Genomic DNA, 26722 nt, shown 5'->3' with positions numbered 1-26722 from the left:
TATCAGGAACAGGTGATGCAGATCGCGCAGATCATCGGCGGCTACACGCTCGGTGGAGCCGATCTGCTGCGGCGCGCGATGGGCAAGAAGAAGGCCGAGGAGATGGCCCTGCACCGCGACCTGATGCGCGAGGGAGCGAAGAAGAAGGGCTACGACGAAAAGCTGGCCATGCAGCTCTTCGACCTGATGGAGAAGTTCGCCGAGTACGGTTTCAACAAGTCGCACACCGCGGCGTACGCGGTGGTCACCTACCAGACGGCCTGGCTCAAGGCGCACCATTGCGCGGCGTTCATGGCCGCGACGCTGTCTTCGGACATGGACGTCACCGATACGGTCAAGGTCCTCCACGACGACGCGATCGCCAACGGTCTGACGGTCCTCGGACCGGATGTCAATGCTTCGGCGTACCGTTTCACCCCGGTCGACCGGCGCACGATCCGCTACGGTCTCGGCGCGGTCAAGGGCACCGGCGAGCAGGCGGTGAATGTGATCATCAAGGCGCGCGCGGCCGGTGGGCCTTTCCGCGATCTGTTCGACTTCTGCCGGCGGGTCGACAAGCGGCTGGTCAACCGGCGGACGATCGAGGCGCTGATCCGCGCCGGAGCTTTCGATTCGCTCGACGGTCATCGGGCTCGTCTGCTCGCTTCGGTCGGGGTGGCGATCGATGCCGCCGAGCAGGCCGAACGCAACGCGCTGCAGGGCAGCCTGTTCGACGTCTTCGGCGACGGGGACGACCAGGCCACCGAGCACGGGCCGCAATACGTCGAAGTGGCGCCATGGAGCGAGCGGCAGAAGCTCAACGAGGAGAAACTCGCGCTCGGCTTCTATTTCTCGGGCCATCCGTTCCGGGCGTTGCAGCCCGAGGTGTCGCGCTTCGTCCGGCGCCCGCTCGCTGCGCTCGAACCGGCGAAGGAGGCGCAGTGGCTCGCCGGTCTCGTGGTCGGCGTGCGCAGCAAGATCACCAGTCGCGGCAGGATGGCTTTCGTCCAGCTCGACGACGGCAGCGCGTCGGTCGAGGTTGCCGTGTATGGCGAGGTATTGGAGACCGACCGCTCGAGGTTGCGCGAGGACGACGTGCTGATCGTCGAGGGCCGCGTCCAGCGCGACGATTACGCCGGAGAAGGGCGCGTCAGGGTCGTTGCCGAACGTCTGCTGACGCTCGGCGAAGCACGCGGGCGTTTCGCTCGCCAGTTGCGCCTGTCGATCAACGGACAGGCCAGCGGGGCTGCAGCGAGTGGCGCAGCGCAGCGGCTGCGCGCGCTGTTGGCGCCCTACACGCCTGGCGAGTGCCCGGTTCGCCTCGCGTACTGCAACGGGGAGGCGAGCTGCGAACTGGCCCTGGGCGAAGCCAGCCGCGTGCGGCTCGAGGACGAGCTGCTCGCCGCGGTCGGCGACTGGCTCGGCAAGGACAATGTCAGCGTCGAATACGGCTGAGCGGGCCGTGCCAGCCGGAACCTCCGGGATCGTCGGGCCGGCGAGCGCAGGTCCTCTCCGGCGACGTGGCGTGGCACGGCGTGCTTTTCAATTGACCGCGGACCCCCGGATAGGCTATTTTCTCTCGTTTAATCCGAGTCCCTTCGATGCCCCGAGAGCCTGCCGACCCTGCACACGATACCGCGATTCCGGCCGGCGGCCCGCCATTGCTCGGCGAATTGAAGTTCGAGGCGGCGCTGGCCGAGCTCGAGCAGATCGTCCAGCAGATGGAAACCGGGCGCCTGCCGCTCGAAGAGGCGCTGGCGGCCTATCGGCGGGGCAGTGAGCTGCTCAGGCACTGCCAGCAGCAGCTCAGCGACGCCGAACGTCAGATCCAGATTCTCGACGAGGGGATGCTGCGCGACTTCGATGCCGATCGCGGAGTCACGCGGTGAGTCCGCCTGTGGCTGAGCCGGGTGCCTCGCCGCGGCTTCCCTTCGAGGACTGGATGCGCAGCGTCCAGGCGCAGGTGGAAGCGAGCCTCGCGCGCGCGCTGCCGCCCGGCGAAGCGATCCCGGGCCGCCTGCATCAGGCGATGCGTTACGCAACGCTGAACGGCGGCAAGCGGGTGCGGCCGCTGCTGGTCTTCGCCGCCGGAGAAGTCAGCGAGGCGCCGCCCGGGCGGCTCGAGGTCGCGGCCTGCGCCGTCGAGCTGATCCACAGCTATTCGCTGGTGCACGACGATCTGCCGTGCATGGACGACGACGTGCTCCGCCGCGGCCGGGCGACCTGCCATGTCGAGTTCGACGAGCCGACGGCGCTGCTCGTCGGCGACAGCCTGCAGTCGCTGGCCTTCGAGCTGCTCGCCAGGGCTGATCCGGGTGACCCGGGTCGGCAGGTCGAGATGGTCTACCTGCTCGCCAGGGCCAGCGGTTCGTGCGGCATGGCCGGCGGTCAGGCGATCGACCTCGACTCGGTCGGCCGGCAGCTGACCCAGCCCGAGCTCGAGCTGATGCATGCGCTCAAGACCGGCGCACTGATTCGCGCCGCCGTGCTGCTCGGCGCGCTCTGCGGGCAGCGACTGGCAGCCGATGAGCGCGAGGCGCTCGATCGCTTCGCCAAGCGCGCCGGTCTGCTCTTCCAGGTCGTCGACGACATCCTGGACTGCACGGCGAGCACGGCGACACTCGGCAAGACGGCGGGCAAGGATGCGGCAGCCGCCAAGCCGACCTACGTCAGCCTGATGGGCCTCGACGGGGCCCGCGAGCTGGCTGCCGACCTGCGCGAGCAGGCGATCGACGCCCTGGGATCGCTCGGCGAACGTGGCCGGCGCCTCGCGGAGCTGACCGATTTCATCACCCAGCGCAAGTTCTAGTCCGCTCTTCCGTCTCGGCAGACCGGGCCGCATGCAGGATCACGAACAGTCATGAGCCGTTACCCCCTTCTCGACACGATCAACGATCCGGCCCAGCTGCGCAAGCTCGACCGCCGGCAGCTGCCGCAACTGGCCGATGAACTGCGTGCCTTTCTCGTCGAGTCGGTGGCCAGGACCGGCGGCCATCTGTCGTCGAACCTCGGGACGGTCGAACTGACGATCGCCCTGCATCACGTCTTCGACACCCCTCACGACCGGCTGGTCTGGGACGTCGGCCATCAGACCTACGCGCACAAGGTGCTCACCGGCCGGCGCGCCGGAATGGCCAGGCTGCGCATGCACGGGGGCATTTCGGGTTTTCCGAAGCGCAGCGAGAGCCCGTACGACACCTTCGGCGTCGGCCATTCGTCGACCTCGATCTCCGCCGCGCTGGGCATGGCGCTGGCCGCCAAGATCAGCGGTCAGAGCCGCAAGGTCGTGGCGATCATCGGTGACGGCGCGATGTCCGCCGGAGAGGCCTTCGAGGCGCTGAACAACGCCGGTGTCGCCGACGCCGACATGCTCGTCGTCCTCAACGACAACGACATGTCGATCTCGCCGGCCGTCGGCGCGCTGAATCGCTACCTGGCGCGGCTCTTCTCGGGGAACAGCTTCAACGCGGCGCGCCGGGCCGGCGAGAAGATGCTCGACTTCTCGCCGTCACTCAGGGAGTTCGCCAAGCGCGCCGAGGAACACGTCAAGGGCATGTTGACGCCGGGGACGCTGTTCGAGGAGATGGGCTTCAACTACATCGGTCCGATCGACGGCCACGATCTCGATTCGCTGGTCCCGACGCTGCAGAACCTCAAGAATCTCAAGGGGCCGCAGTTCCTGCACGTGATCACCAAGAAGGGGCAGGGCTACAAGCTCGCCGAAGTCGATCCGGTGCTCTATCACGGCGTCTCGAAGTTCCAGCCCGACGTGGGCATCGCCGGTGGCCCGGCCGGTACCAGGCCGACCTATACGCAGGTCTTCGGCGACTGGCTCTGCGACATGGCCGCGGCCGATGCGAAGCTGGTCGGCATCACCCCGGCGATGCGCGAGGGGTCGGGACTGGTCCGCTTCAGCGAGCGCTTTCCCGACCGCTACTTCGACGTCGGCATTGCCGAGCAGCATGCGGTGACCTTCGCCGCCGGTCTGGCCTGCGAGGGCCTGCGACCGGTCGTGGCGATCTACTCGACGTTCCTGCAGCGCGGCTACGACCAGCTCATCCATGACGTCGCCCTGCAGAACCTGCCGGTGGTCTTCGCGCTCGATCGCGGCGGTCTGGTCGGTGCCGACGGGCCGACGCATCACGGCGCCTTCGATCTTTCCTTTCTGGCCTGCATCCCGAACCTGTTGCTGATGACCCCGGCCGACGAGGACGAGTGTCGCAAGATGCTCACCACGGCCTATCGCCACGACGGCCCGAGCGCCGTGCGCTATCCACGGGGCAGCGGTCCCGGGGTGCCGATCGCAAACAGTCTCGTCAGCCTTCCGCTTGGTCGGGGCGAGATCCGGCGTCGTGGCCGCGAAGTGGCCTTGCTCGCCTTCGGCAGCATGCTCCAGCCGGCGCTCGCCGCGGCCGACGAACTCGATGCGACGGTGGCCAACATGCGCTTCGTCAAACCGATCGATCGCCAGCTGATCATCGCGCTGGCTGCGGAACATTCGCTGCTGATCAGCGTCGAAGAGAACGCCGTGATCGGCGGCGCGGGTTCGGAAGTCGAGCGCGTGCTCGAGGAGGTCGGCAGTCCGGTGCGCCTCGTGCGCCTCGGGATTCCCGACCGTTTCATCGATCATGGCGACCAGGCGCTGCTGCTCGCGGAAATCGGCCTCGATCGCGAGGGTATCGTCCGCGCGGTGCGCGCCGCCAGAGGCAGTGAGGCCGCCGGACCGGCGGTCAGTCAGAGAGAACAGCGAACACCCAGCGAGGAGCCGTCATGAACGCCCCCGAATCCCCTCGATCGCCCGCGGTGATGGCCGACGTCCAGGGCTCGGCCGACACGCGGCGGATTGCCATCAACAAGGTGGGGATCAAGGCGATTCGCCACCCGATCAGGGTCCTCGACAAGAGCGGGGGCGTCCAGCACACGATCGCGATGTTCAACATGTACGTCGGCCTGCCGCACAACTTCAAGGGCACGCACATGTCGCGCTTCGTCGAGATCCTGAACAGCCACGAGCGCGAGATATCGGTCGAGAATTTCCCGGCAATGCTGCGCGAGATGGTCGACCGTCTCGAGGCCGAGACCGGGCACATCGAGATGAGCTTCCCGTACTTCATCAACAAGGCTGCGCCGGTCTCCGGCGTGCAAAGTCTGATGGACTACGAGGTGACGCTGACCGGAGAGATCAGCAACGGGCAGATCGAATCGACGATCCGGGTGGTCGTCCCGGTGACCAGTCTGTGCCCCTGCTCGAAGGAAATTTCCGAGCGCGGCGCGCACAACCAGCGCTCGCACGTGACGGTGACCGTGCGCATCAACGAGCACCTGTGGATCGAGGAACTCGTCGAATGCGTCGAGGCGCAGGCTTCATGCGAACTCTACGGCCTGCTCAAGCGCCCGGACGAGAAGTACGTCACCGAGCGGGCTTATGACAACCCGAAGTTCGTCGAGGACATGGTCCGCGACGTGGCTGCGCGTCTCAATGCCGAGCCGAGGATCGACGCCTACGTCGTCGAATCGGAGAACTTCGAGTCGATCCACAACCACTCGGCCTACGCGCTGATCGAGTGCGACCGGCGCACCGCGGCAGACGGCTGCTGATTCCGCCGGGCAGGCCGCACCGCAGGGGTCCGGCCTGCCGAGCCGGTTTTCGGGTCAGGCCGATGTGCCGGTGCTGCGCGTCTTGCGGACGAGCTTTTCCTTGATCCGCGCCGACTTGCCCGAACGTTGCCGGAGGTAGTAGAGCTTGGCGCGGCGAACGTCACCGCGGCGCTTGACCTCGATCGACGCGACCAGCGGCGAGTAGGTCTGGAAGGTCCGCTCGACGCCTTCACCCGACGACACCTTGCGCACGATGAAGCTCGAATTCAGACCACGATTGCGCTTGGCGATGACCACGCCTTCGTAGGCCTGCAGGCGCTCGCGCGAACCTTCCTTGACCTTGACCTGGACGACGACCGTGTCGCCCGGTGAAAACTTCGGTACGACCTTGCCCAGACGGGCGATCTCTTCCTGCTCGAGTTGCTCGATCAGATTCATCTTCTGAACTCCATTCACGAGAATCACATCTTCTTCTGATGAGCGCATTGCTCCTGAAACTGCGCCAGGAGTTGCGTCTCCGCTTTCGACAGTCGGCGTTCCGCGAGCAACTCGGGTCGCCGCTGCCACGTTCGGCCCAGCGCCTGTTGCAGGCGCCAGCGCCGTATCTCGTCGTGGTGACCGGAAAGCAGCACTTCCGGCACCCGCCAGCCCTGATACCACTCGGGCCGGGTGTAATGCGGGCAGTCGAGCAGGCCCGCGACAAACGAATCCTGTTCCGCCGACTCGGCGTCGTTGAGCACGCCGGGCAGTTGCCGGACGACGGCATCGATCAGCGCCATCGCCGGGATCTCGCCGCCCGAGACGACGAAGTCGCCGATCGAAATCTCCTCGTCGACGCAGCGTCCAACGAAGCGCTCGTCGATTCCCTCGTAGCGTCCGCAGACGAGAATCAGCGCTTCTGCACCCTGCGCCAGGCGCAGCACGCGCTGATGCGTCAGCAGGCTGCCCTGTGGCGACAGGCAGATCACCCGGCTGGCCGCGCCGAGCCCCTGCTGCCGTGCCCTGGCCGCCCTCGTCGCCGATTCCAGCGGCTCGGCCATGAGGACCATCCCGGGCCCGCCACCGTACGGCCGGTCGTCTACGGTGCGGTGCCGGTCGCTCGTGAAATCGCGCGGATTCCACAGCTGCACGGCCCAGCGGCCGGCGGCAAGTGCCCGGCCGCTGATTCCCGACCCGGTCAGCGCGGCGAACATTTCCGGAAAAAGCGTCACCACGTCGACCACCAGGCAGGAAGCCGCCGGGGCCGCTGCCCTTTCACCGGTCACCAGTCGGACTCCCAGTCGACCGTCACCCGTCCCTGCCCAAGGTCGACCTCGAGCACGACCGCGGAGACGAAGGGCAACAGGCCTTCGTCGCCATCCGTTCGGGCAACCCTGAGCACCGGGTTGGCCGGAGTGTCGATCAGGCCGGCGACATGGCCCAGCGACTCGGCTTTCGTGTTCACCACTTCGAGGCCGATCAGATCGGCCCAGTAATACTCGTCTCTTCCGGTCGGCGGCAACTGGCCACGCGGCGCGCCGACCAGCAGACCGCCGAGACTCTCGGCAGCGTCACGATCGCCCGCGCATTCGAGGCGCGCGATCAGCAGGTCCTGCCGGCTGCGGCAGTGCAGCAGCCTGGTCGGCTGCCAGCGGTCCGGGGTGTCACCTTCCCGGCCGAGCCACCAGTGGCTCAGTCGTGCCCAGTCGTCCGGGTCGTCGGCGTACGGGAAGACGCGAACTTCGCCCTGCAGGCCTCTGGCCGAGACGATTCGGCCGAGGACGATGATCTCTTCTGCGCGAGCCGGCAAGTCATCGGCCTCCCTGTCGGCAGATCGAGCGCGTGCCGGCCAGCCGGAGTCAGGCTGTGGCCTTGCTCGCGGCCTGGCGGATCAGACGCGAAACGGTCAGCGAAGTCTGCGCGCCCTGCTGCAGCCAGTAGCTGAGGCGGTCGCTCGCGACATGCAGCCCGACCTCCTTGTCGGTGGCCAGCGGGTTGTAATAGCCGATGCGCTCGATGAACCGGCCGTCGCGGCGAGCGCGTGAATCGGTAACCACCATGTTGTAGAAGGGGCGCTTCCTCGCACCCCCGCGGGCCAGGCGAATAACAACCATGTCAGTGCCTTCGGAAGGATTGTGCAAAAAGGGGGGAATGATAGCAGAAATGCCGCCCGGCAAGCGCTTCGGCGTGCGTTCCGGGGCCGGCGGAGTGGCCTGGGCACAGGGGAGCGGGTTGCGATTCCGCTTCCTGCGGCTCGCCGCCGGCCGTCCAGTCGACGGGCCGTGGCGACTCGCTGGCCGTCGCTTCGGGCGATGGCCGGTCGATCATTCAGGCTGTCGGGAATCGATGCCGATGGTCACCGGGCCATCGTTGATCAGGTGGACCTGCATCTCGGCGCCAAAGACTCCGGTCTGCACGCGGCGCTCGAGGACCCGCTCGAGCCGGGTGACGAAGGCGGCGAAGAGAGGCTGCGCGACTTCGGGCGGAGCTGCCCGGCTCCACGATGGGCGGTTTCCCTTGCGGGTCGAGGCGAACAGGGTGAACTGGCTGACCGCGAGCACTTCGCCGCCGGTGTCCAGGACGCTGCGGTTCATCAGTCCGGCCGGATCGGGGAAGATGCGTAGTCTGGCCAGCTTGCCAGCCATCCACGTCAGGTCCGGGTCGGCGTCGCCGACCTCGAAGCCGGCGAGCACGAGCAGACCCGCGCCGATGGATCCGACGACCTCTCCGGCAACTTCGACGCGCGCCGATGCGACGCGCTGGACGACGACTCTCACGATCGGGCCTCGACAGCAACGGATTCCGACGCGAATTCTAAGGCACCTTCCGGTCGCCGCGCGGCGCCCGCGATTGCCGGTGGCGCCGGCGACCTATCGCGCGGCACTCGAGCTTGTTATGATCGTCGCCAGCAGGTGTTCCGGAGAGCCGTAGCGGCACTGCCCGGGCCGGCGCCGCAGGCGCGGGAGAAGTATTGCCGATCGGCGAGCGATCGACCAGCGTACGAAAGGGAGGCCGAAGCCCATGGCCAGCCATCGCGAGAGCCGCATCGTCGCACTGCCGCCGGAGAGCCTGTTCGACGTCGTCGCCGACGTCGAAAGCTATCCGGATTTCGTGCCCCTGATGCGCGACGCGCGAATCGTCCGCCGCGATGCGAGTGGCTATGAAACGGTGCAGACGCTCGCCCTCGGGCTGTTCGCCCATCGCTTCCAGACGCGCACCGAACTCGTCCGGCCGCAGGAGATCAGCGTGGTTTCGAACGATCGCTCATTCTGCCGGTTCGACATCCGGTGGACGTTCGTGCCGCACGGTGAGGACCACTGCCGGGTCGATTTCGCGTTCAACTGTCTGGCGCGGTCGCTTTTCCTGATTCCGTTCGTCGAAACGATGATGCTGCCGATGGCCGCGACGATGGTCGGCGCTTTCGAAAGCCAGGCGCATCGGCTGGCCAGGCGGTCGGTCGACCGCGAGAGCTGAGCGCTGGCCAACAGGTTTCAGGGAGTCGTGTTCGCGGGTCGCCGGGGGCCGGTGGCGCGGCTTCTCGCCCTCGGGCGGTTAAAATGCGAGCTTCCCGAATCAAGGACCGCACCGTGAACCACGAGCCAGCCAGCCACTCCGCAGCCTCCGCGGCCATCGCCAGCACCCATTTCATCCGCAACATCATCGAGGCCGATCTCGCGGCCGGCAAGCACGCGCTGCGGCACTGGTCGGGTCGTCCGGGGCCGGGCGCGCAGCAACTCGCCGGCCCGCTCGATCCGGCGAGGATTCGTACGCGCTTTCCCCCCGAGCCGAACGGCTATCTGCATTTTGGTCACGCCAAGTCGATCTGCCTGAATTTCGGGCTGGCCGAGGACTACGGCGGTCGCTGCCATCTGCGCTTCGACGACACCAACCCCGAGAAGGAAGAGCAGGAGTACGTCGATTCGATCATCGACGCGGTCCGCTGGCTCGGTTTCTCGTGGGAGGCTCCGGCCGCCGGGGCCGATGCGCAAGCCGAGTGCAACCTCTATTACGCGTCCAACTACTTCGGCTGGATGGTCGAGTTCGCCGAGTACCTGATCGCCAGCGGCCACGCCTACGTCGATAGCCAGAGCGCCGAGGAGATGCGTGCCAGGCGCGGGACGCTGACCGAACCGGGGGTCGATTCGCCGTTTCGCGAGCGCAGCGTCGACGAGAACATGGACCTCTTTCGGCGGATGCAGCGTGGCGAGTTCCCCGACGGGGCACATGTGTTGCGGGCGAAGATCGACATGGCTTCGGCCAACATCAACCTGCGCGATCCGGCGATCTACCGGATTCGCCACGCCAGCCACCACAACACCGGCGACCGCTGGTGCGTGTACCCGATGTACACCTACGCGCATCCGATCGAGGATGCTCTCGAGAACATCAGCCACTCGATCTGCACGCTCGAGTTCGCCGACCAGCGTCCGTTCTACGACTGGCTGCTCGAACGCCTCGCCGAGGGTGGCCTTCTGCAGCGCCCGCTGCCGCAGCAGATCGAGTTCTCGCGCCTCAACCTGACGTACATCGTGCTCTCGAAGCGCAAGCTGATCCAGTTGGTCGACGAAGGGCATGTGACCGGCTGGGACGATCCGCGGCTGCCGACGCTGGTCGGCGCACGACGGCGGGGCTACCCGCCGGAAGGCTTCCGGTTGTTCGCCGAACGCGTCGGGGTTTCACGGTCCGACTCTCTGATCGACTATTCGCTGCTCGAGGACTGCATGCGCGAGGTGCTCAACGAGACGACACCGCGCCGGATGGCCGTCCTCGATCCACTGAAACTGGTCATCGACAACTATCCGGCGGGGCACGGCGAATCCTGCCTGGCCGCCAACCACCCGCTGAAGCCGGAAATGGGCCGGCGCGAGATGCCCTTCGGCCGCGAACTGTGGATCGAGCGTGACGACTTCATGGAGCGGCCGAGCAAGGGTTACCATCGCCTTTACCCAGGCAACCTGGTTCGCCTGCGCCACGCCTACGTCGTCCGCTGCACCGGCTGCGAACATGACCCGAGTGGCCGGGTCAGCGTCGTGCATTGCGAGTATCTGCCGGACTCGAAGAGCGGAACGCCAGGCGCCGATGCTCACAAGGTCAAGGGCAACCTGCACTGGGTGGCCGCGGACCACGCGTATCGGGCACAGGTCCGGCTGTACGACCGGCTGTTCTCGGTTCCCTCTCCGGGAGGCAGGCGCGAGGGCGATGCGGATGGAGTCGAGCGCGATTTCCGCGACGACATCAACCCTGACAGCGTGCGTGTCGTCGACGGCTGGCTCGAGCCGGCGCTGAAAGACGCGCAGCCGGAAGCGGGTTTCCAGTTCGAGCGGCACGGCTACTTCGTCGTCGACCGGGTCGATTCACGTGTCGGCGCACCGGTCTTCAACCGCACCGTGACGCTCAGGGATTCCTGGGCGGCTGGCGGTTCCCATCGGCGCTGACCGACCGCTCCTGGCCAGGAGGATCGCGCCGCCGTCACGCTGCCGCGGATCCGCCGGTCGGGGTTCGTTCAGGGGCGGGTGCGCCGGCGGCGTATGGCCTGGCGGACCTCGCTGATCGTCGTCGACAGGCCGCCGATCCGGTCCGGATCGATCTGCTCGCGGGCGAAGCGCTCGAGGAACCATGCCGACAACGCGTCGAGCTCCTCTTCGAGGTCGTCGAGGCGATCGGCGGGAACCGTCTTCGCTTCGACGAGCATGGCCGGCAGACGCTGGAGCTTTCTCTGCGTCTCGTCGGGCCGGTGGCGCCGCCACTGGCTGCTCAGCCAGACGCCAAGCGAACCGAGGATCCCGCCGATGATCGAGAAGTTGAACAGCTGGGTCATCGCCTGATCGAAAAGGCTTTCCTGGGTTCCGTCGAGGTAGGCCGCCGTCCCGGGATGGACCGGCAGCACGCCCTGCTTCTTGTCCGTATCCGGTGCGCTCATCCCGCCAACTCCCGGCACCGTCGCCGCGAGCTTGGCACGAGTGACCATCAGCAGCCGGGTCATCTCGCCGGCGACGTAGTCGAGCATCGAGTTTCTGGCGACCAGGCGAACGCTGACCGAGACCGTGCTCACGCTGTCGTCGGGGACGGCCGGCGTGGCCAGGAAGCCGCCTGCGGGGATTTCGGTCTCCTCATACACCGGACTGCGCGCGGTGATCGCTTTCGCTTCGTCGATGTCGAGGAAGGTCGGCGGCTTGCGTGTCGCCCTGACGATCGCCTTGACGGCGTCGGCGACGGGGCCGGGACCGGTCGATCCCATGGCCAGCACGGCGGCGACCCGCTTCGCCTGGAGAGCGGCGCCGACGTCGGCCAGCGGAGTGCTGACCAAGTCGCTGGCCCTGAGGCCATACGCGTCGATCACCGTGCGCAGCAGCGGGTCGTTCGCCGGCGTCCCCTCGAGCAGGGCGAGCTTCTTGCCGGACAGTTCGCTGACCGATTTGACCGAAGACTGGGCGGCGACCATGATCAGCACCGAAACCGGCCGGATGACCAGGATCGTCCCGCCGTTGGCCGCGGCCGGGTGGTCACTCCTGACGACGGCGAGATCGACCTTGCCGTTCTCGAGTGCCTCCCCGCTCTCCTGCAGGTTCGCCGTCTCCTCGAGCAGCAGGCGAACGCGGGGGCGCTGTTCGGACAGTTCGCGCTTGAACGCGGCGACGAACTTGTGCGCGTCGCCGCCGAGGGGACCGGTCGCCACGCGGATCGTGTAGTTCGCCGAGAAGACCCACGGGAACCAGATCCAGGCCGCGGCGACGGCCGCCACGACGATCGCCAGGAATCCGGCCAATGCGATTCGTCTGCTCATCGTCGGAATCCTCCAGCGCTCGTCGCCGTCACGGCAAATCGTGGCTACCGCCGGCCTGGATTTTCGTCAGCCGGTGAACCCGGTCGGTCGACCGGCCAGTCGAGCCGCCCGAAGACCGGTCATGCTGGCGCATCGAGGAGTTCGAGGACCTTCTCGGGTGGTCTTCCGACGACCGCCCGATTGCCGCGCACGACGATCGGGCGCTCGATCAGGATCGGGTGGGCGACGAGGGCGTCGAGCCACTCTTCGTCGGTCAGCGAACGGCCGGCGTAGTGTTCCCTGAACACCACCTCGCCGCGGCGGACGATCTGCGCCGGGCTCATGCCGAGCTTGCCGAGCAGCTTGCGGAGTTCTTCCCGGTCCGGCGGGTGCTGGAGATAGTCGATCACCTCGGCCGGGACGCCGGCGTCGGCGATCAGCTGACAGGCCGCGCGGCTCTTCGAGCAGCGCCTGTTGTGGTAGATGCGGATCGACAGGTCGTCCATGGGTCTCCTCTCTGCGGAAAGGGCGAGCGACGCGCGGCCGTAGATGCCGTCCTCAGCGCCAGAGGCTCAGCGGCGGATCGACGACGACCGCCCGCAGGATGTCGCTGCGTGAGACGAAGCCGACCAGGGCATCAGTGTCGTTGACGATCGGCACGCCGTCAACCGCGTGCTCGAGCATGACCTGGGCGATTCTGCGGATGTCGGTGATCGGGTCGGCGGTGACCACCGGGGTGGTCATCACGTCGCCCACCTGGCGGGCCAGCACGTCGCGGAGCCGCCCGTGATCGACGTTGAGCACGGTCAGCAGGTCGCGCTCGCTGACCATGCCGACGAGGCGATGCCCGCGGTCGAGGACCGGGGCCTGATGGATTCGCCGTTCGAGCAGTATGCGCCAGGCGCGTTCGACCGCTTCGTCGCTGAACACCGGGATCACCGGGCGTTGCATGATCTGATACGCGTGGTAGAGCGGACCCCGGTCGGCTTCGACGCCGAGAACTTCACGGTACGCGGCAAGTGCCTGGGCCGCCGGTGCGCTGACCGCGACACGGACCTCCTCGCGCGCGGCGACCGGGCGGACGGCGAGGCCCCGGGTTACCTCGGGGACCTGGCTGAGCTGCTCGAAGGTGCCGCGAAAGACCGGACCCCCGAGTCCGTAAACCGCAAACATGCCTTACTCCTGCGCACCGCGCCTTGCGGGCCGGGTCGACCGCCAGCGTGCACATCGTGTTCGAGGCAGCGGCACGCACTCTGCCGAGAAGGGGAGTCGTCGATTGGACCATCGGCGGAGACAGAAAATTCGTCGAGCCTCCCCGAAGTCGCACTTGCCTCTGCGGGCTGAAGCGTGCCGACGGCCTGCGCCAGACGGGCGTTCCCCGGTAGCGGCCGGCCGGCAAAAAAATCGGCCGAACGCTTGGTGCGTTCGGCCTGACCGTCTGCTTCACCTCCCGAAACGGGGCAGAACCCTCCGGTCTTGTTGTTTTGGCAACTCTGAAGCAAAGCATGTGCCATATCGTCCAACATCTTGATTATCCAGCGCCAATCTTCCGGGGCAGGCAGTCCGGGCAGGCTACTGTAAAATTTGTCGACAGACTCGTGGGGCGTGCAGCTCTTTGGATGGCGACTGCGCCCGCGATCCAGGTGGCGCAATGGGGCAGGACGGACTCCGGCGCTCACTCGCCCTGCGAAGTGCCGCGCGGACCACGAGAGCTCTTCTCGTGACGGCTCACGCGATCCCGTCGTCCTGGGCCGTGAGAACGGGGTTCGCCGACTCGGGCTCCGGCCGCAGGCCAGCCTTGGTGAAGGCGTGCCGGGCCTGGTGACTTGCCGACTCATCGGTGGCTTCCGCCGACCCCACCAGAATCCGCTGACCGCGTTGCCGGTTCGGCAATGCCGACCGGCTTTGCGCCCGCTCCGGTCCACGCGGCATCGCAGCCGTCCTGCTGACCGTACTCACCCGCGCCCGCATCCTCCGCGGCTCAAGGCGCGCAGACGCAACATTGTGAATCGACCTCTCCGCCCTTGGCAGCGACCCAGTCCCCATGCGCGGTACACTGACCCGACTCAGAGACCGCGCTGCATTCGACGGAGGTGGCTCGTGCTACGGTCTTGCCGGTGCATGAGCACTGCCCCGGCCCGTTTGCGGTGCCTTTGGCACAGGATGCGACGGTCTTCACTGCTGGCCCTGGGTCTCCCTTTTCGCCCTTTTCGCCCTTGTCCCCCTTCGCTCCCCTCGCCCCCGTGTCTCCCTTCGTCCCCGTGTCACCCTTGTCGCCCTTGTCTCCCTTGTCGCCCTTGTCGCCCCTGTCGCCCTTGTCCCCGTCCTTCCCGGGGACGCCTTGTTGCCCCTGAATGCCTCGCTCTCCTGGTGCTCCCTGTGCACCCGTCTCGCCGCGGTCGCCCTTTCGCGGCGGTCCGCCGTAGCCCCAGGTCTCGCTGGACACGAGGATGGGCTTGTCGGGTTGAGGCAAATTCCGCTGGTAGGTGGCGACGGAGAGCTTGTTTGTGTTGTCGTCGTAGCACCGGGCCGGGGTGCCTGGACAAAGCGCGACTATCTTGTCCTCTTGCGCGCTCAGGATGGTCAGCGTCGTGGCTCCAAGGGTGACGACGCTTGCCGCTGTGCCCTTGAGGCCGGTTCCCCGGATCACCAGATGCTGATTGCCGGCGGTGGTGGTCATGGCGACCGACTCGATGTTCACCGGTTCGGCTGCCGAAACCAGAGGCCAGCAGAGCCCAGCGAGAACTGAAAGCATTGCATGTTTCACTTCGGTATTCCTCCGTCGACGAGATGAATGATCAAAGAACCGGCGCCGCGCACCCTGCCTCCAATAGAGATCTTGCGCAAGGACGACGCACCGATCGTGAGGGGCGGCGATGGCCCAAGCGGTAGTCCCCGGACGATCGGGCTCGGACATGGCCGAACACCTCCAGTATAGAAAGCAGTCGGGCAGGACGCCTCGGAGCACGGTGGGTCAATGGCCGAGAGCGACCGAGGCGTCTACAGCGACCGGCTTGCAGGTTCCGGCTGCGGTCGCGCACCAGCCCAGCGGCCACACCGCCCGGTGCTTGCTCAGGACGGGCCGCGAAGCGCGGCAGGGATCGGCAGGCCATTCACTCGGCGCGCAGGGCCTCCACCGGATCGAGCCGTGCGGCGCGTCGGGCCGGGAGGACGCCGGCCAGCAGGCCGATGGCGACGGCAATGCCCTCGGCGAGGAGGACGAAGCTCAGCGGCGTGTGCACCGGCAGCGCGGGCAGCAGCAACCTCGTCAACCAGGCGAGGCCGGTGCCGATCGCCAGGCCGACCAGCCCGCCGATCGCCGACAGCGCGACCGCTTCCCCGAGGAAGAGGCCGAGGATCGTCCGCTGCGGCGCACCGAGCGCGACGAGCAGGCCGATTTCGCTGGTCCGCTCGGCAATCGCGATGGTCATGATCGTGACGATGCCGACCCCGCCGACGAGCAGCGAGATTCCGCCGAGCGCACCGACGGCGACGGTCAGGACTTCGAGGATGTTCGAAAGCGTGCGCAGCATGTCCTCCTGAGTCGTGATCGTGAAATCCTCGCGCCCGTGGCGCGCCTTGAGCACGGCGCCGACCAGTGCGGTGACCCGCTCGACGGGGACTCCTTCCTCGTAGGACAGGTCGATCTTCATCACTCCGTCGCGGTTGTAGAGTTCGAGGGCGCGGGCGGTGGGGATGTACGCGGTGTCGTCGAGGTCGATGCCGAGAAACTGTCCCTTGGCTTCGAGCACGCCGATCACCCGGAACTGCAGGCCACCGACGCGGACGCGCGCGCCGAGCGGGTTCGCGCTGCCGAACAGCTCGTCCTTGAGCTTCGCTCCGAGAACGACGAGCGCCCGAGCGTTGCCGGCTTCGTCGGCGGGCAGGAACTGGCCGCTGCCGACGCGCAGGCTGAATACTTCGAGCATCCGCGCGCCGACGCCATTGACCGTCGTCCGACGGACCCGGCCGTTGGCGCTGACCTCGCTGTTGCCCCAGACGGTCGCGCTGATTCCGGTGACGTGCGGCAGATGCTCGAGCGCGCGGGCGTCTTCGAGCGTCAGCGGGCGAACCGAGGTCGGGATTCCGGCAGGCGTGTGCCCCGAAGTCCTGGTCCTCCCCGGCGCGACGCTGATCACATGGGTGCCGAACTGGGTGAACTCGGCGAGAACGAAGCGATGCACGCCTTCGCCGATCGAGGTCAGCAGGATCACCGCGGCGATGCCGACGGCGATGCCGAGCAGCGTCAGGACGCTGCGCAGCTGCTCCGCGGTGATCGCGCGCAGCGCGAGCTGGAACGAGTCGCGAAGACGGATCACCGTGTCGACCTCCAGGTCAGCGTCGCGACAGCGCGAGAACCGCGTCGAGGCGCGCGGCCCTCCGCGCGGGCAGGACGCCGAACAGCGTGCCCGTGGCGAGTGCCGTAGCGAGAGCGGCGAGCACCGCCCAGTCGGGTGGATAAGCCGGGAACGCCGGGTAGAACAGGCGGATCAGCGCGGCGCCGGCGTGACCGACGAGGAAGCCGAGCAGCGCGCCGGCGACCGAGAGGATCGCTGCTTCGCAGAGGAAGGCATTACGGATCGTCGCGTCACTCGCCCCGAGTGCCTTGAGCAGACCCACCTCGGATGTCCTCTGGGTGACCGAGACGAGCATCACGTTCATCACCAGGATTCCCGCCACCGCGAGGCTGATCGCGGCAATTCCGGCGACGGCGAGGGTCAGGGTCCCGAGCACCCGATCGAAGGTCGCGAGCACGGCGTCCTGGGTGATGATCGTCACGTCCTGCTCGCCTTCGTGGCGCAGGCGGATGATCTCGCCGACCTGCGCGCTGGCCGGCTCGATCGCCTCGCGGCTCGTCGCCTCGACGAGAATCCGGAACAGCGTGTTGCTGTTGAACATCGTCTGGGCGAGCGCGACGGGCACGAGAACGAGTTCATCGGTGTTCATGCCGAGGCCCTGGCCGCTCGCGGCGAGGACTCCGACGATCCGGACGCGGCGGTCACCGACGCGCACCAACTGGCCGAGCGCCGGCTGCTGGCCGAACATCTCGTCGCGGATTTTCGCGCCGATCACCGCTTCGGGCGCAGCGCGGCGCCAGTCGCCGGGCGACAGGAAGCGTCCCTGAGCCAGCGACAGGCGGCGTACCTCGATGAACTCGGCCGTCGTTCCGGCCACGGTCACTTCGCGAAGCCGGCCGGCGTGGCTGATTTCGGACGTGCCGACGGCGAGCGGCGCCGCCCGGTGGACGGCGCTGGCTCGCAGCAGCGCCTGCGCGTCGTCGATGGTCAGGTCGCGGGGTGTGCTGGTGATCGCGTTGGCCGGGTTGAAGCCGCCGGTCTGCGAGCGACCCGGGAGGACGATGACCAGGTTGCTGCCGATCGACGAGAACTCGTCGAGAACGTAGCGGCGCGCGCCGTCGCCGAGTGCGGTGAGCACGACGACGGCGCCGACGCCGATGGCCATCGCCAGGACCAGCAGGAAGGTGCGCAGCGGGTTGCCCGCCGCGGCATCGCGCGCAAAGCGGATCAGGTCGGGCCGGCGCATGGCTCGGCGGGACGGCGCCGGTCGGCGCGGAGCATTCCGTCCTCGATCAGCAGTTGCCGGCGCGCGCGCGATCCAAGCACGCCGTCGTGGGTCACGACGATCAGCGTCACACCCCGTTCGTTGAGGCTCTCGAGCAGCCGCATCACTTCCTCGCCGGTCGCCCGGTCGAGGTTGCCGGTCGGCTCGTCGGCGAGGATCACCGCCGGTTCCATGATCGTCGCCCGGGCGATCGCCACGCGCTGTCGCTGGCCTCCCGAGAGCTGATCGGGCCGGTGGTCGGCGCGGTTGTCGAGTCCGTAGTCGCGCAGTGCCCGGGCCACGCGTTGCGCACGCTGCGCTGGCGCGATGCCGGCGAGAATCATCGGCAGGGCGATGTTCTCGGCAGCGGTCAGCCGTGGCACGAGGTGGAAGCTCTGAAAGACGAAGCCGATGCGCTCGCTGCGGACGCGCGCCTGTTCGACCGCCGAGAGGGTGGTCACGTCGCGGCCTTCGAGATGGTAGCTCCCGGAATCGGGCCGGTCGAGCAGGCCCAGGATGTGCAGCAGCGTCGACTTCCCCGAACCCGAAGGGCCCATCACGGCAATGTACTCGCCGGCCGCGACGCAGAGGTCGATGTCGCGCAAGGCGAGCACCGTGCTGTCGCCGAGCCGGAAGAGTTTCTCGATTCCGGTGAGCTCGATCTGCGCCGTGTTCATCGGCCGGCAGCCGGCGCCGGAGCTTTCGTGTCCACCGCGTAGCGCGCGCCGGCGCGGACGCCGGCCCGCTCGAGCGAAGTGACGACCTTCTCGCCGGGGCTCAGTCCGTCGACGACCTCGGTGAATTCCCAGTTGGCGATGCCGGTCTTCACCACCCGCTCCTCGAGCCGGCCGTCGGTTGCCGCGACGAGGACGCGCTGGCCTTCGAGCAGCGCCGAAGTCGGAACGCGGATCACCTGATCGCGGGTGGCGAGAATCACCTCGACGTCGGCGCTGTAGCCGACGAGCAGCTTGCCGGGCGCCTGCGGGTCGGCGAAGGTCGCCTCGATGTCGACCGTCCGCGCCTGCTTCTCGACGGCCAGGACATAAGGCGCGACACGCTTGACCCTGCCGGCGAAGGACTGGCGCGGAAACGCGTCGAGGCTGATCCGCACTTCCTGCCCCGGGACGATCTTCGGCGCGTCGACCTCGTCCATCGGCGCCTTGACGTACAGACACGAGTCGTCGATCAGGTCGATCGCCGGGGGCGTCGGCACCCCGGGAGGAGACGGTGTCGAATACTCGCCGACCTCGCCGACGATCTTGGCGACGGTCCCCGAGAAGGGTGCGTGGAGGATCGTCCGGCCCTGCTCGACGCGGGTCAGCGTGACGCGCGCCTCGGCCTGCGCGAGGTCGGCCCGCGCCGCGTCGCAGCCGGCGCGCCGGGCCAGCGCCTCGCTGCGCGCGCTGTCCTCTCGCGCGGTAGACACGAAACCGCGGGCGCGCAGTGCCGACTGGCGCTCTGCTTCGCGCTCGGCATTGGCCGCGACGACGCAGGCCTCGCCGACCCGCTGCCGCGCCGTCGCGACCTGGGCCTCGACCCAGGCGGTCTGCGCCTGCTGGTCGTCGTTCCACAGCTTCATCAGCAACTGGCCCTTCTCGACGCGGTCGCCTTCGCGGACCGCGAGGACCTCGATTCGCCCGCCGCTGATCGTCGACAGGCGGGTGCGCAGGCAGGCTTCGACGGTTCCCGCCCGGGTGTTGGCGATCGTCGACTCGACGAGGCCCTGGTCGATCTCCCGGACGACGACACTGACCGGCTTCGGGCGGCTCGCCCACCAGATCGCTCCGCCGATTCCGCCGGCGACGAGCAGGCCGACGAGCAGACGGACACGTAGCCGCGAGGCCATCAGCCGGCCTGACTCGCAAGGTGCCCGAAGCGGGCTCCGGACATCGGGTCAGCCATCGGCGAGCTGGATCCGCCTGGCCGGATCCTGACGGTAGAAGGCGCTCAGCTGAGCATAGAAATCAGGATATTCGGCAAGCAGGAGATCGGGCTCCTCGAAGAACGCTTCGCTCATCACCGCAAAGAATTCGCCGGGATTCTCCGCCGCGTAGGGATCGAAGAGCGTTTCCTGATCGGTCGCCTCGGCCATATCGACGCTTGCGCAGAAATGCTCGTAGGCCGCGTGCAGCGCATCCTCCCAGGCCTTGCGCGGCGCTCCCGCGGGCAGCGGCGGGATGCCGTCGGCGTCACCGTTGAGCATGTCGAGCTTGTGCGCGAACTCGTGGATGACCACGTTGTAGCCCTCGCCGGCCATCTGCGCGTCGCGCCACGAGATGAGCAGCGGCCCGCCGTCCCAGGCCTCGCCCGAGGCCACCTCCTGGTACTCGTGGACGACGCCGGATTCGTCCTCGATGCTGCGCGGGATCACGAACTCGTCGGCATAGACGATGATCCCGACCCAGTTCCGGTAGCAGTCGAGCCCGAGGTTGAGGATCGGCAGGCAGCCCTGCGCGGCGATCGCGACGCAGATTTCGTCCGACAGCTCGAGTCCGCCGGTTGCGGCGAACTCCTTTTCGGCCAGGAAGGTCCCGGCGAGCGCGCGCAGCCGGGCCTGCTCGTTCCCGTCGAGCGCGGCGAGGAAGGGCAGCGCCGCGACCACCGGCTCCCAGAGAGAATCCGGAATCGGTTCCGCTTCCGGCTTGCCGCGCAACCAGTCGAGCAGCCTGCCGATCATCGCTTGTTCACCCCCGGCAGTGTCGCCGTGGTCAGGTAGATGCCCGAGAAGATCAGCGCGATACCCAGGTAGTGGTAGGCGTGCGGGATCTCGCCGAGAAAGATCGCCGCGAGAAGCGTGCCGAAGACCGGCATCAGGTGGATGAACAGGCTCGCCTTGCTCGCCCCGACTTCGCCGACCGCGCGGTTATAGAAGACGTAGCCGAGGAATCCGGGAAAGACTCCGGTGTAGGCGATCGCAGCGAGTGATCCGGCCGAGACGGCTATCGTCTTTCCGCTGGCCAGTTCCCAGGCGTAAGCCGGAGCCAGCGCAACCAGTCCGACGCCAATGAAAGCAGCGAGCATGAGCATCGGATGCACTCCGTCCGGGCGCCACTGCAGACCGATCGTATACACCGCCCAGGTGAACACCGCAGCGAGCATCCACAGATCGCCGATATTGAGGCTCAGTTGCGTCAGCGTGTCGAGGCTGCCCTGGCAGACGATCGTCGTCACCCCGGCCAGCGAGAGCACGACGCCGACCCACGCGACGCCGAGCAGGCGCTTGCCGAGGAAGATCCATGAGAGGGCGATCGTGGCGACCGGAATGAACGAGTTGAGCAGCAGGGCGTTGGTCGCCGGAGTGTAGCGCAGGGCGACGTAGGCCAGCGTGTTGTAGCCGCCGACGCCGAGCAGGCCGAGGAGGGCCACTGCCTTCCAGTTGCGCCGGATCAACGGCCACTGTTCGCGCAGGTGAGGCAGGGCCAGCGGCAGGACCAGGGCGAGGGCGATCGCCCAGCGCCAGAAGGCGAGAGTCAGCGGGGGAACCTGATCGCGGACCGCTCGCCCGATGACCATGTTGCCGGACCAGAAGAGCGTGGTCAGGACGAGGAGCAGGTAAGGGTTGTGCAACTGCGCGAGGATCATCGGGGACGGTCGGAAAACCGCATTATGCCTGATGCCCCGGGCGACACTTTATAATGCGCCAATGGTTTCGGTCGTCCATTCGCTGGCCACGCATCGCGATCCCGATCGGTCCTTGCAGGCGCTCGGCGAAGGGCTTTCTCCTGCCGAAGTCGAGCGACTCGCCGAGGCGGTGGATTTCGCCCGATCCGTCTACGAGGACCGCACTCTGGGCAGCGGTGAGGAGGTCTGGGCGCACGCGCTCGGCGTCGCGCTGATCGTCTGCGGCCTGAAGCTCGACGCCGATTCGCGGATCGCCGCGCTGCTCTTCGCCGTCCCCGCGCTGCACGAGAATGGTCTGAGCCGGATCGAGCGGGACTTTGGCGCCAGCGTGGCCCGCCTCGTCGATGGCGTTTCGCGGCTCAACCGGATGCGCCCGATCACGCGCGGCTTTGTCGCCGTTTCTGCGGAGAGCAGCGACAAGAACTCGGGCGAGATGAAGGCGCAGGTCGAAGTCCTGCGCAAGATGCTCCTGGCGATCGTCGAGGACATCCGCGTCGTTCTGCTGCGTCTCGCCTCGCGCACGCAGACGCTGCGCCATTTCGCTGCCGAGCCCGACGAGCTGCGCGTTCCGGTGGCCCGCGAGACGCTCGCGCTGTACTCGCCGCTGGCCAACCGCCTCGGCGTCTGGGAGCTCAAATGGGAGCTCGAGGACCTCTCGTTCCGCTTCCTGCATCCCGAGACTTACAAGGAAATTGCCCGGCATCTCGACGAGAAGCGCACCGAGCGCGAGCAGTTCATCACCGAGGCGAGCGCCCTGCTGCGCCAGGAACTCGCCGCCGCCGGGGTCGCCAACGCCGAAATCACCGGCCGCGCGAAGCACATCTACAGCATCTGGAACAAGATGCGCCGCAAGGACGTGGCTTTCTCGGAGGTCTACGACGTGCGCGCGCTGCGCGTCATCGTCGACGAGGTCAGGGACTGCTACACCGCGCTCGGCGTCGTCCACCACATCTGGTCGCCGATTCCCCGCGAGTTCGACGACTACATCTCGAATCCGAAAGGCAACGACTACCGTTCGCTGCACACCGCCGTGCACTGCCCGGACGGTCGCGCGCTCGAGGTGCAGATTCGCACCCGCGAGATGCACAGCCACGCCGAACTCGGGGTCGCCGCGCACTGGCGCTACAAGGAGGGCGGCGCGGCGACGGCCGAAGACCGCTACGACGAGAAGATCGCCTGGCTGCGTCAACTGCTGAGCTGGCGCGATGAAGTGTCCGACTCCTCCGACTGGGTCCGGCATTACAAGCAGGCCGCTTTCGACGAGACGGTCTATGTGCTGACCCCGCAGGGGCGGGTGATCGACCTGCCGCGGGGCGCGACACCGGTCGATTTCGCCTATCGCGTGCACACGGACATCGGACACCGCTGCCGCGGCGCCAAGGTGGATGGCGCGCTGGTTCCGCTGAACACGCCGCTGGCGACCGGCCAGCGCGTCGAGATCATCCTGGCCAAGCACGGCGGGCCGTCGCGCGACTGGCTCAATTCGTCGCTGGGTTATCTGTTTACGCATCGCGCGCGTCTCAAGGTGCGGCACTGGTTCGCCAGTCTCGCGCTCGAGGAGACGCTGGCCGAGGGCCGGGCGCTGGTCCAGCGCGAGCTGCAGCGTCTCGGTCAGACGGGATTCAATCTCGACGAACTGGCCGCCCGCCTCGGCCTGGCGCGCAGCGACGATCTGTTCGTCGCCGTCGCGCGCGCAAACATCAATCTGCGCCAACTGCAGGCCGCCATTCGTGGTGGCGAGCCGCCGGCCGACGAGCGGGAAGCCGACGAAGTGCTCGTCCGGCGACAGCGCGAAAGCTCGGTTGCCGAGAAAGGCATCCTGATCGTCGGCGTCGATCGCCTGCTGACCCAGCTCGCGGGATGCTGCAAGCCGGCCCCGCCCGACCCGATCGTCGGCTTCGTGACTCGCGGCAAGGGTGTTTCGGTCCATCGCGCGCGCTGCCGGAACTTCGCCAACATGCGCGCGATGCATCCGGAAAGGGTCATCGAAACCAGCTGGGGCGGCGGCAGCGAAGGCGTCTTCGCGGTCGATATCGTCATCGACGCGCACGACCGGCAAGGTCTGCTGCGCGACGTTTCCGATGTCCTGGCCCGCGAAAGGATCAACGTCATCGCGGTCAATACGCAGTCGCGTCAGGGAAACGCCGACATGCGCTTCACCGCCGAAGTCGGCAGCATTCCCCAGCTCGAGCGGACGCTCGGGCTGCTCCACGACGTTCCGGGCGTCGTCACCGCGCGCCGCCGCTGATTGCAGAATCGCCGGAAAGCCGCGTCACGCCATTCAACATTCGAGCTCGGGACCAAGGGCGACCATTTCGACGACAATTTCGGACAGGGCAAACAGTTCTTGGCCAACCTTCAAGCGCTGTGGCCCGCGTCGCCTCGATCGATGCGCATGGCGCATCGAAGAACCGGGGGAGCATCCGGACCGGCATGCGCACTTGCCGTACATTGCCAGGATGGTGCGGCAATACCAGAGCGAGCGCCAGCGAATATCCAGTAGCGCAAGAAAGGGGACGGCCTCATGCCACTGAAAGAAAGCAGGCGTCGCGGTATTGGAGCATTGCTCGCCGGGTACGCAGGGATTGCCGCGGCCGCCATGCTGGCCGTCGGCGTGCTGGCCCAGGACGTGCCGCAGACCGTCCTGCCGAGACCGGAGCCACCCTCCAAAGCGAGGATCGGGCAGACCTACAAGGACTCACAGCCGGACGTCATCGCCGTCCCGGCAGCCCCGGCCGGCGCCCCCAACGTTCTGCTGATCGTGATCGACGACGTCGGCTACGGCGCGTGGGGCACCTTCGGCGGGCAGATCCCGACTCCGAGCGTGGACAGGCTGGCGAAGATGGGCCTGCGCTACACGAGGTTCCACACCACGGCGCTCTGCTCGCCGACCCGAGCCGCGTTGCTCACGGGGCGCAACCACCACTCGGCAGGCGCCGGCGTAATCACCGAGATGGGCACCGGTTACCCGGGATACACCGGCCAGATCCCGAAGAGCACGGCGCTCGTTGCAGAGGTGCTCCGGCAGAACGGCTACAGCACCGCGTGGTATGGCAAGAACCACAACGTGCCCGACTGGGAGACGAGCATCGCCGGACCGTACGACCGGTGGCCGATCCTGCAGGGCTTCGATCACTTCTTCGGCTTCGTCGGCGGCGAGGCGAACCAGTGGGCCCCCGGCCTGTTCCGGAACAACGAGCGCATTGCGATGGAGGTTCCCAAGGGACGCGAGGGACATTACACGCTCAACGACGCGCTCGCGGACGAGGCCGTCAAGCTGATCTACCGGCAGAAGTCGGTCACTCCCGACCGGCCGCTCTTCATCTATTTCGCTCCCGGCGCGATGCACGCTCCGCATCACGTTCCCAAGAAGTGGATCGACAAGTTCAAGGGGCAGTTCGACCAAGGCTGGGACAAGTACCGCGAGGAGACCTACCAGCGGCAGCTCAAGCTGGGAGTGATCCCGGCGGACACGAAGCTCACGCCGAGACCCAAGGCGATACCGGCGTACGACTCCCTGACGCTCGATCAGAAGAAGGTGGCGGCGCGGCTGATGGAGGCGTTTGCCGGCTTCGCCGCGCAGACCGACTACGAGATTGGCCGAATCCTCGACGCCCTGGACCAGACCGGGCAGCTGAACAACACGCTGATCTTCTGCATGATCGGCGACAATGGCTCCTCGATGGAAGGGACGCTGCTCGGTGCGTTCAACGAACTGGCGGCGATTGGCGGCATCCCGGAGGAGACGGCCTGGAACGTCCGGCACCTCGACGAGATCGGCGGCCCGAAGGCGTACAACCACTTTCCGGTCGGCTGGGCCTGGGCGACGAACACGCCGTTCCAGTGGGGCAAGCAGGTGGCCTCGCACTTCGGCGGCATCCGCAACCCGCTGGTGATCGCGTGGCCTGACCGGATCAAGGACGCGGGCGGCATCCGCTGGCAGTTCCACCACGTGATCGACGTCGTGCCGACCATCCTGCAGGCCGTGGGGATCCCGGAACCGACGATGGTCAATGGCGTCGCGCAGAAAGCGATCGAAGGCGTGAGCATGGTCTACAGCTTCGACGACGCGGGCGCCGAAGGTACCCGCAAGCTGCAATACTTCGAGCTGCTCGGGAACCGGGCGCTGTACAAGGACGGGTGGATGGCCAGCGTCCGCCACGGCCGGCTTCCCTGGATCACGGGCGCCGGGGGCTCGCGGGGATTCGAAGAAGACACCTGGGAACTCTACGACCTGAGAAGCGACTACAGCCAGTACAGCGACGTGGCCGCCAAGTATCCCGACAAGCTCGAGGAACTGCAGGAGGCGTTCTGGGTTGAGGCCCGGAAGTACCAGGTGCTGCCACTGGACGACAGGATTGCCGAACGCATGAACCCGGCGATGCGTCCCAGCCTGATCGCGGGCCGAACCACATTCACCTACTACCAGGGCGCGCGCATCGCCGACAGCTCGGCCGCGCCGACGCAGAACAGGTCGCACACGATCACCGCCTACCTCGACATTCCCAGGGGCGGAGCGGAAGGCGTCGTGGCGGCGACCGGCGGAGCGGCGCTTGGCTTCTCGCTTTACGTCAAGGACCGGCTACCGGTCTACGAGTACAACTACTACTCTGTGCGCCACACGATCGTGGCCGGCCAGCAACCGCTGGAGCCTGGCGCGAACGTCGTCCGTGTGGAATTCCTCTACGACGGCCGCGGCCTGGGTAAGGGCGCGACGGTCTCGCTCTTCGTAAACGACACGAAGGTCGGCCAAGGGCGTCTCGAGGCCACCGCCTGGGTTGGCAAGTACTCGACGGACGAGACGTTCGACGTTGGCGAAGACTCGGGTTCTCCGGTGAGCCAAGCCTACGCCGCGCCCAACCGCTTCACGGGCACGATCAGGAAGCTGGTGGTCGATTCACAGCCGGCGAAGTTGACCCCCGCCGACCAGCGGCGAATCGCGGCAGCGGAACGTGCTGCCGCCATCGCGCAGTGAATCCGGCGGCCCGGGAGCTGTGCCGATGAGAAGGTTCTTCATTGTCTCCGCCCTCCTGGAGATCCCGGCCGGACTGGCATTCTTCGTCGCGCCGTTGTTTCAGGTCGGGGCGTTCTTCGGCACGACGCTGGACGGTCCGGGCGGGATGGCCCTCGCCCGCCTCCCGGGATCCGCGCTCACAGCGATCGGTCTTGCGTGCTGGTTTGCGCGTCGTGACGCCGGGTCTCCGGCGGCCCGAGGCCTGG

24 protein-coding genes are annotated in these 26722 nt (G+C 67.4%); 9 read left to right on the top strand and 15 right to left on the bottom strand.

Translation table 11 applies throughout. From position 1 onward, the window contains the following. The 5 genes from NFW05_RS16995 to folE2 all read left to right on the top strand — a co-directional run. Positions 1-1434: OB-fold nucleic acid binding domain-containing protein (locus NFW05_RS16995; RefSeq protein WP_295309733.1), on the top strand; the 1434-nt coding region annotated here is incomplete at its 5' end. A 146-nt stretch (positions 1435-1580) separates the two neighbouring features. After that, positions 1581-1868, top strand: a complete 288-nt coding sequence (locus tag NFW05_RS16990; RefSeq protein ID WP_295309731.1) for an exodeoxyribonuclease VII small subunit — start codon at positions 1581-1583, stop codon at positions 1866-1868. Positions 1869-1921: 53 nt separating this feature from the next. Further along, on the top strand, positions 1922-2788 hold the full coding sequence (locus tag NFW05_RS16985) for a polyprenyl synthetase family protein (RefSeq protein WP_295309744.1): 867 nt from the start codon (positions 1922-1924) through the stop codon (positions 2786-2788). 51 nt (positions 2789-2839) lie between these two features. Further along, positions 2840-4753 carry a 1-deoxy-D-xylulose-5-phosphate synthase gene (gene dxs, locus NFW05_RS16980; protein ID WP_295309728.1) on the top strand — a complete coding sequence of 638 codons (1914 nt, stop codon included), beginning with the start codon at positions 2840-2842 and terminating at the stop codon, positions 4751-4753. Then, positions 4750-5577, top strand: coding sequence for a GTP cyclohydrolase FolE2 (gene folE2, locus NFW05_RS16975; protein WP_295309725.1), 828 nt, complete (start codon positions 4750-4752; stop codon positions 5575-5577). The genes dxs and folE2 overlap by 4 nt, the downstream gene beginning before the upstream one ends. A 54-nt stretch (positions 5578-5631) precedes the next feature. Here folE2 and rplS read toward each other — a convergent pair whose 3' ends face one another. The 5 genes from rplS to dtd form a co-directional block, all read right to left on the bottom strand. Next, on the bottom strand, positions 5632-6015 hold the full coding sequence (gene rplS, locus NFW05_RS16970) for a 50S ribosomal protein L19 (protein WP_295309722.1): 384 nt from the start codon (positions 6013-6015) through the stop codon (positions 5632-5634). 23 nt (positions 6016-6038) lie between these two features. Next, entirely contained in the window at positions 6039-6842 is an 804-nt protein-coding gene (gene trmD, locus NFW05_RS16965; protein ID WP_295309721.1) for a tRNA (guanosine(37)-N1)-methyltransferase TrmD, read from the bottom strand. Continuing rightward, complete coding sequence (gene rimM, locus NFW05_RS16960) at positions 6839-7366, bottom strand: ribosome maturation factor RimM (protein ID WP_295309718.1); 528 nt, start codon at positions 7364-7366, stop codon at positions 6839-6841. The genes trmD and rimM overlap by 4 nt, the downstream gene beginning before the upstream one ends. A 49-nt stretch (positions 7367-7415) precedes the next feature. Then, complete coding sequence (gene rpsP / locus NFW05_RS16955) at positions 7416-7670, bottom strand: 30S ribosomal protein S16 (RefSeq protein ID WP_295309716.1); 255 nt, start codon at positions 7668-7670, stop codon at positions 7416-7418. Positions 7671-7880: 210 nt separating this feature from the next. Beyond that, positions 7881-8333 carry a D-aminoacyl-tRNA deacylase gene (gene dtd, locus NFW05_RS16950; protein ID WP_295309713.1) on the bottom strand — a complete coding sequence of 151 codons (453 nt, stop codon included), beginning with the start codon at positions 8331-8333 and terminating at the stop codon, positions 7881-7883. A gap of 244 nt (positions 8334-8577) precedes the next feature. On the opposite strand from dtd, the gene NFW05_RS16945 reads away from it, so the two are divergent. Both NFW05_RS16945 and NFW05_RS16940 read left to right on the top strand, forming a co-directional pair. Continuing rightward, the gene (locus NFW05_RS16945) at positions 8578-9030 is read left to right on the top strand and encodes a type II toxin-antitoxin system RatA family toxin (RefSeq protein ID WP_295309710.1); all 453 of its coding nucleotides are present in this window, start codon (positions 8578-8580) and stop codon (positions 9028-9030) included. Positions 9031-9143: 113 nt separating this feature from the next. Next, entirely contained in the window at positions 9144-10991 is a 1848-nt protein-coding gene (locus NFW05_RS16940) for a glutamine--tRNA ligase/YqeY domain fusion protein (protein ID WP_295309708.1), read from the top strand. Positions 10992-11059: 68 nt separating this feature from the next. Here NFW05_RS16940 and NFW05_RS16935 read toward each other — a convergent pair whose 3' ends face one another. The 10 genes from NFW05_RS16935 to NFW05_RS16890 form a co-directional block, all read right to left on the bottom strand. Beyond that, positions 11060-12340: a TAXI family TRAP transporter solute-binding subunit gene (locus tag NFW05_RS16935; RefSeq protein ID WP_295309706.1), complete on the bottom strand. Its 1281-nt coding sequence runs from the start codon at positions 12338-12340 to the stop codon at positions 11060-11062. Between the two features lie 119 nt (positions 12341-12459). Next, the gene (arsC, locus tag NFW05_RS16930; protein ID WP_295309703.1) at positions 12460-12825 is read right to left on the bottom strand and encodes an arsenate reductase (glutaredoxin); all 366 of its coding nucleotides are present in this window, start codon (positions 12823-12825) and stop codon (positions 12460-12462) included. 52 nt (positions 12826-12877) lie between these two features. Beyond that, a complete protein-coding gene (locus tag NFW05_RS16925; protein WP_295309701.1) occupies positions 12878-13492 on the bottom strand; it encodes a CBS domain-containing protein in 615 nt (204 codons plus the stop codon). 808 nt (positions 13493-14300) lie between these two features. Continuing rightward, the gene (locus NFW05_RS16920) at positions 14301-15074 is read right to left on the bottom strand and encodes an IPT/TIG domain-containing protein (RefSeq protein WP_295309698.1); all 774 of its coding nucleotides are present in this window, start codon (positions 15072-15074) and stop codon (positions 14301-14303) included. A 358-nt stretch (positions 15075-15432) separates the two neighbouring features. Next, complete coding sequence (locus tag NFW05_RS16915) at positions 15433-16635, bottom strand: ABC transporter permease (protein WP_295309741.1); 1203 nt, start codon at positions 16633-16635, stop codon at positions 15433-15435. A 19-nt stretch (positions 16636-16654) separates the two neighbouring features. Further along, positions 16655-17863: an ABC transporter permease gene (locus tag NFW05_RS16910; RefSeq protein WP_295309695.1), complete on the bottom strand. Its 1209-nt coding sequence runs from the start codon at positions 17861-17863 to the stop codon at positions 16655-16657. Further along, entirely contained in the window at positions 17845-18558 is a 714-nt protein-coding gene (locus tag NFW05_RS16905; protein WP_295309693.1) for an ABC transporter ATP-binding protein, read from the bottom strand. Before NFW05_RS16905 ends, NFW05_RS16910 begins: the two co-directional genes overlap by 19 nt. Further along, positions 18555-19727, bottom strand: coding sequence for an efflux RND transporter periplasmic adaptor subunit (locus NFW05_RS16900; protein ID WP_295309690.1), 1173 nt, complete (start codon positions 19725-19727; stop codon positions 18555-18557). Before NFW05_RS16900 ends, NFW05_RS16905 begins: the two co-directional genes overlap by 4 nt. 48 nt (positions 19728-19775) lie before the next feature. Next, the gene (locus NFW05_RS16895; RefSeq protein ID WP_295309688.1) at positions 19776-20558 is read right to left on the bottom strand and encodes a M90 family metallopeptidase; all 783 of its coding nucleotides are present in this window, start codon (positions 20556-20558) and stop codon (positions 19776-19778) included. Next, positions 20555-21463 carry a DMT family transporter gene (locus tag NFW05_RS16890; protein WP_295309685.1) on the bottom strand — a complete coding sequence of 303 codons (909 nt, stop codon included), beginning with the start codon at positions 21461-21463 and terminating at the stop codon, positions 20555-20557. Before NFW05_RS16890 ends, NFW05_RS16895 begins: the two co-directional genes overlap by 4 nt. A 61-nt stretch (positions 21464-21524) precedes the next feature. On the opposite strand from NFW05_RS16890, the gene NFW05_RS16885 reads away from it, so the two are divergent. Next, entirely contained in the window at positions 21525-23750 is a 2226-nt protein-coding gene (locus NFW05_RS16885; protein WP_295309739.1) for a bifunctional (p)ppGpp synthetase/guanosine-3',5'-bis(diphosphate) 3'-pyrophosphohydrolase, read from the top strand. Positions 23751-24026: 276 nt separating this feature from the next. Continuing rightward, positions 24027-26477, top strand: coding sequence for a sulfatase-like hydrolase/transferase (locus tag NFW05_RS16880; RefSeq protein WP_295309683.1), 2451 nt, complete (start codon positions 24027-24029; stop codon positions 26475-26477). Positions 26478-26722 lie beyond the last annotated feature (245 nt).

This window comes from Accumulibacter sp. (assembly GCF_023806625.1).
Taxonomy (GTDB): domain Bacteria; phylum Pseudomonadota; class Gammaproteobacteria; order Burkholderiales; family Rhodocyclaceae; genus Accumulibacter.
The sequence above is the reverse complement of the archived record's forward strand: the minus strand, read 5'-3'. Positions and strand labels throughout refer to the sequence as shown.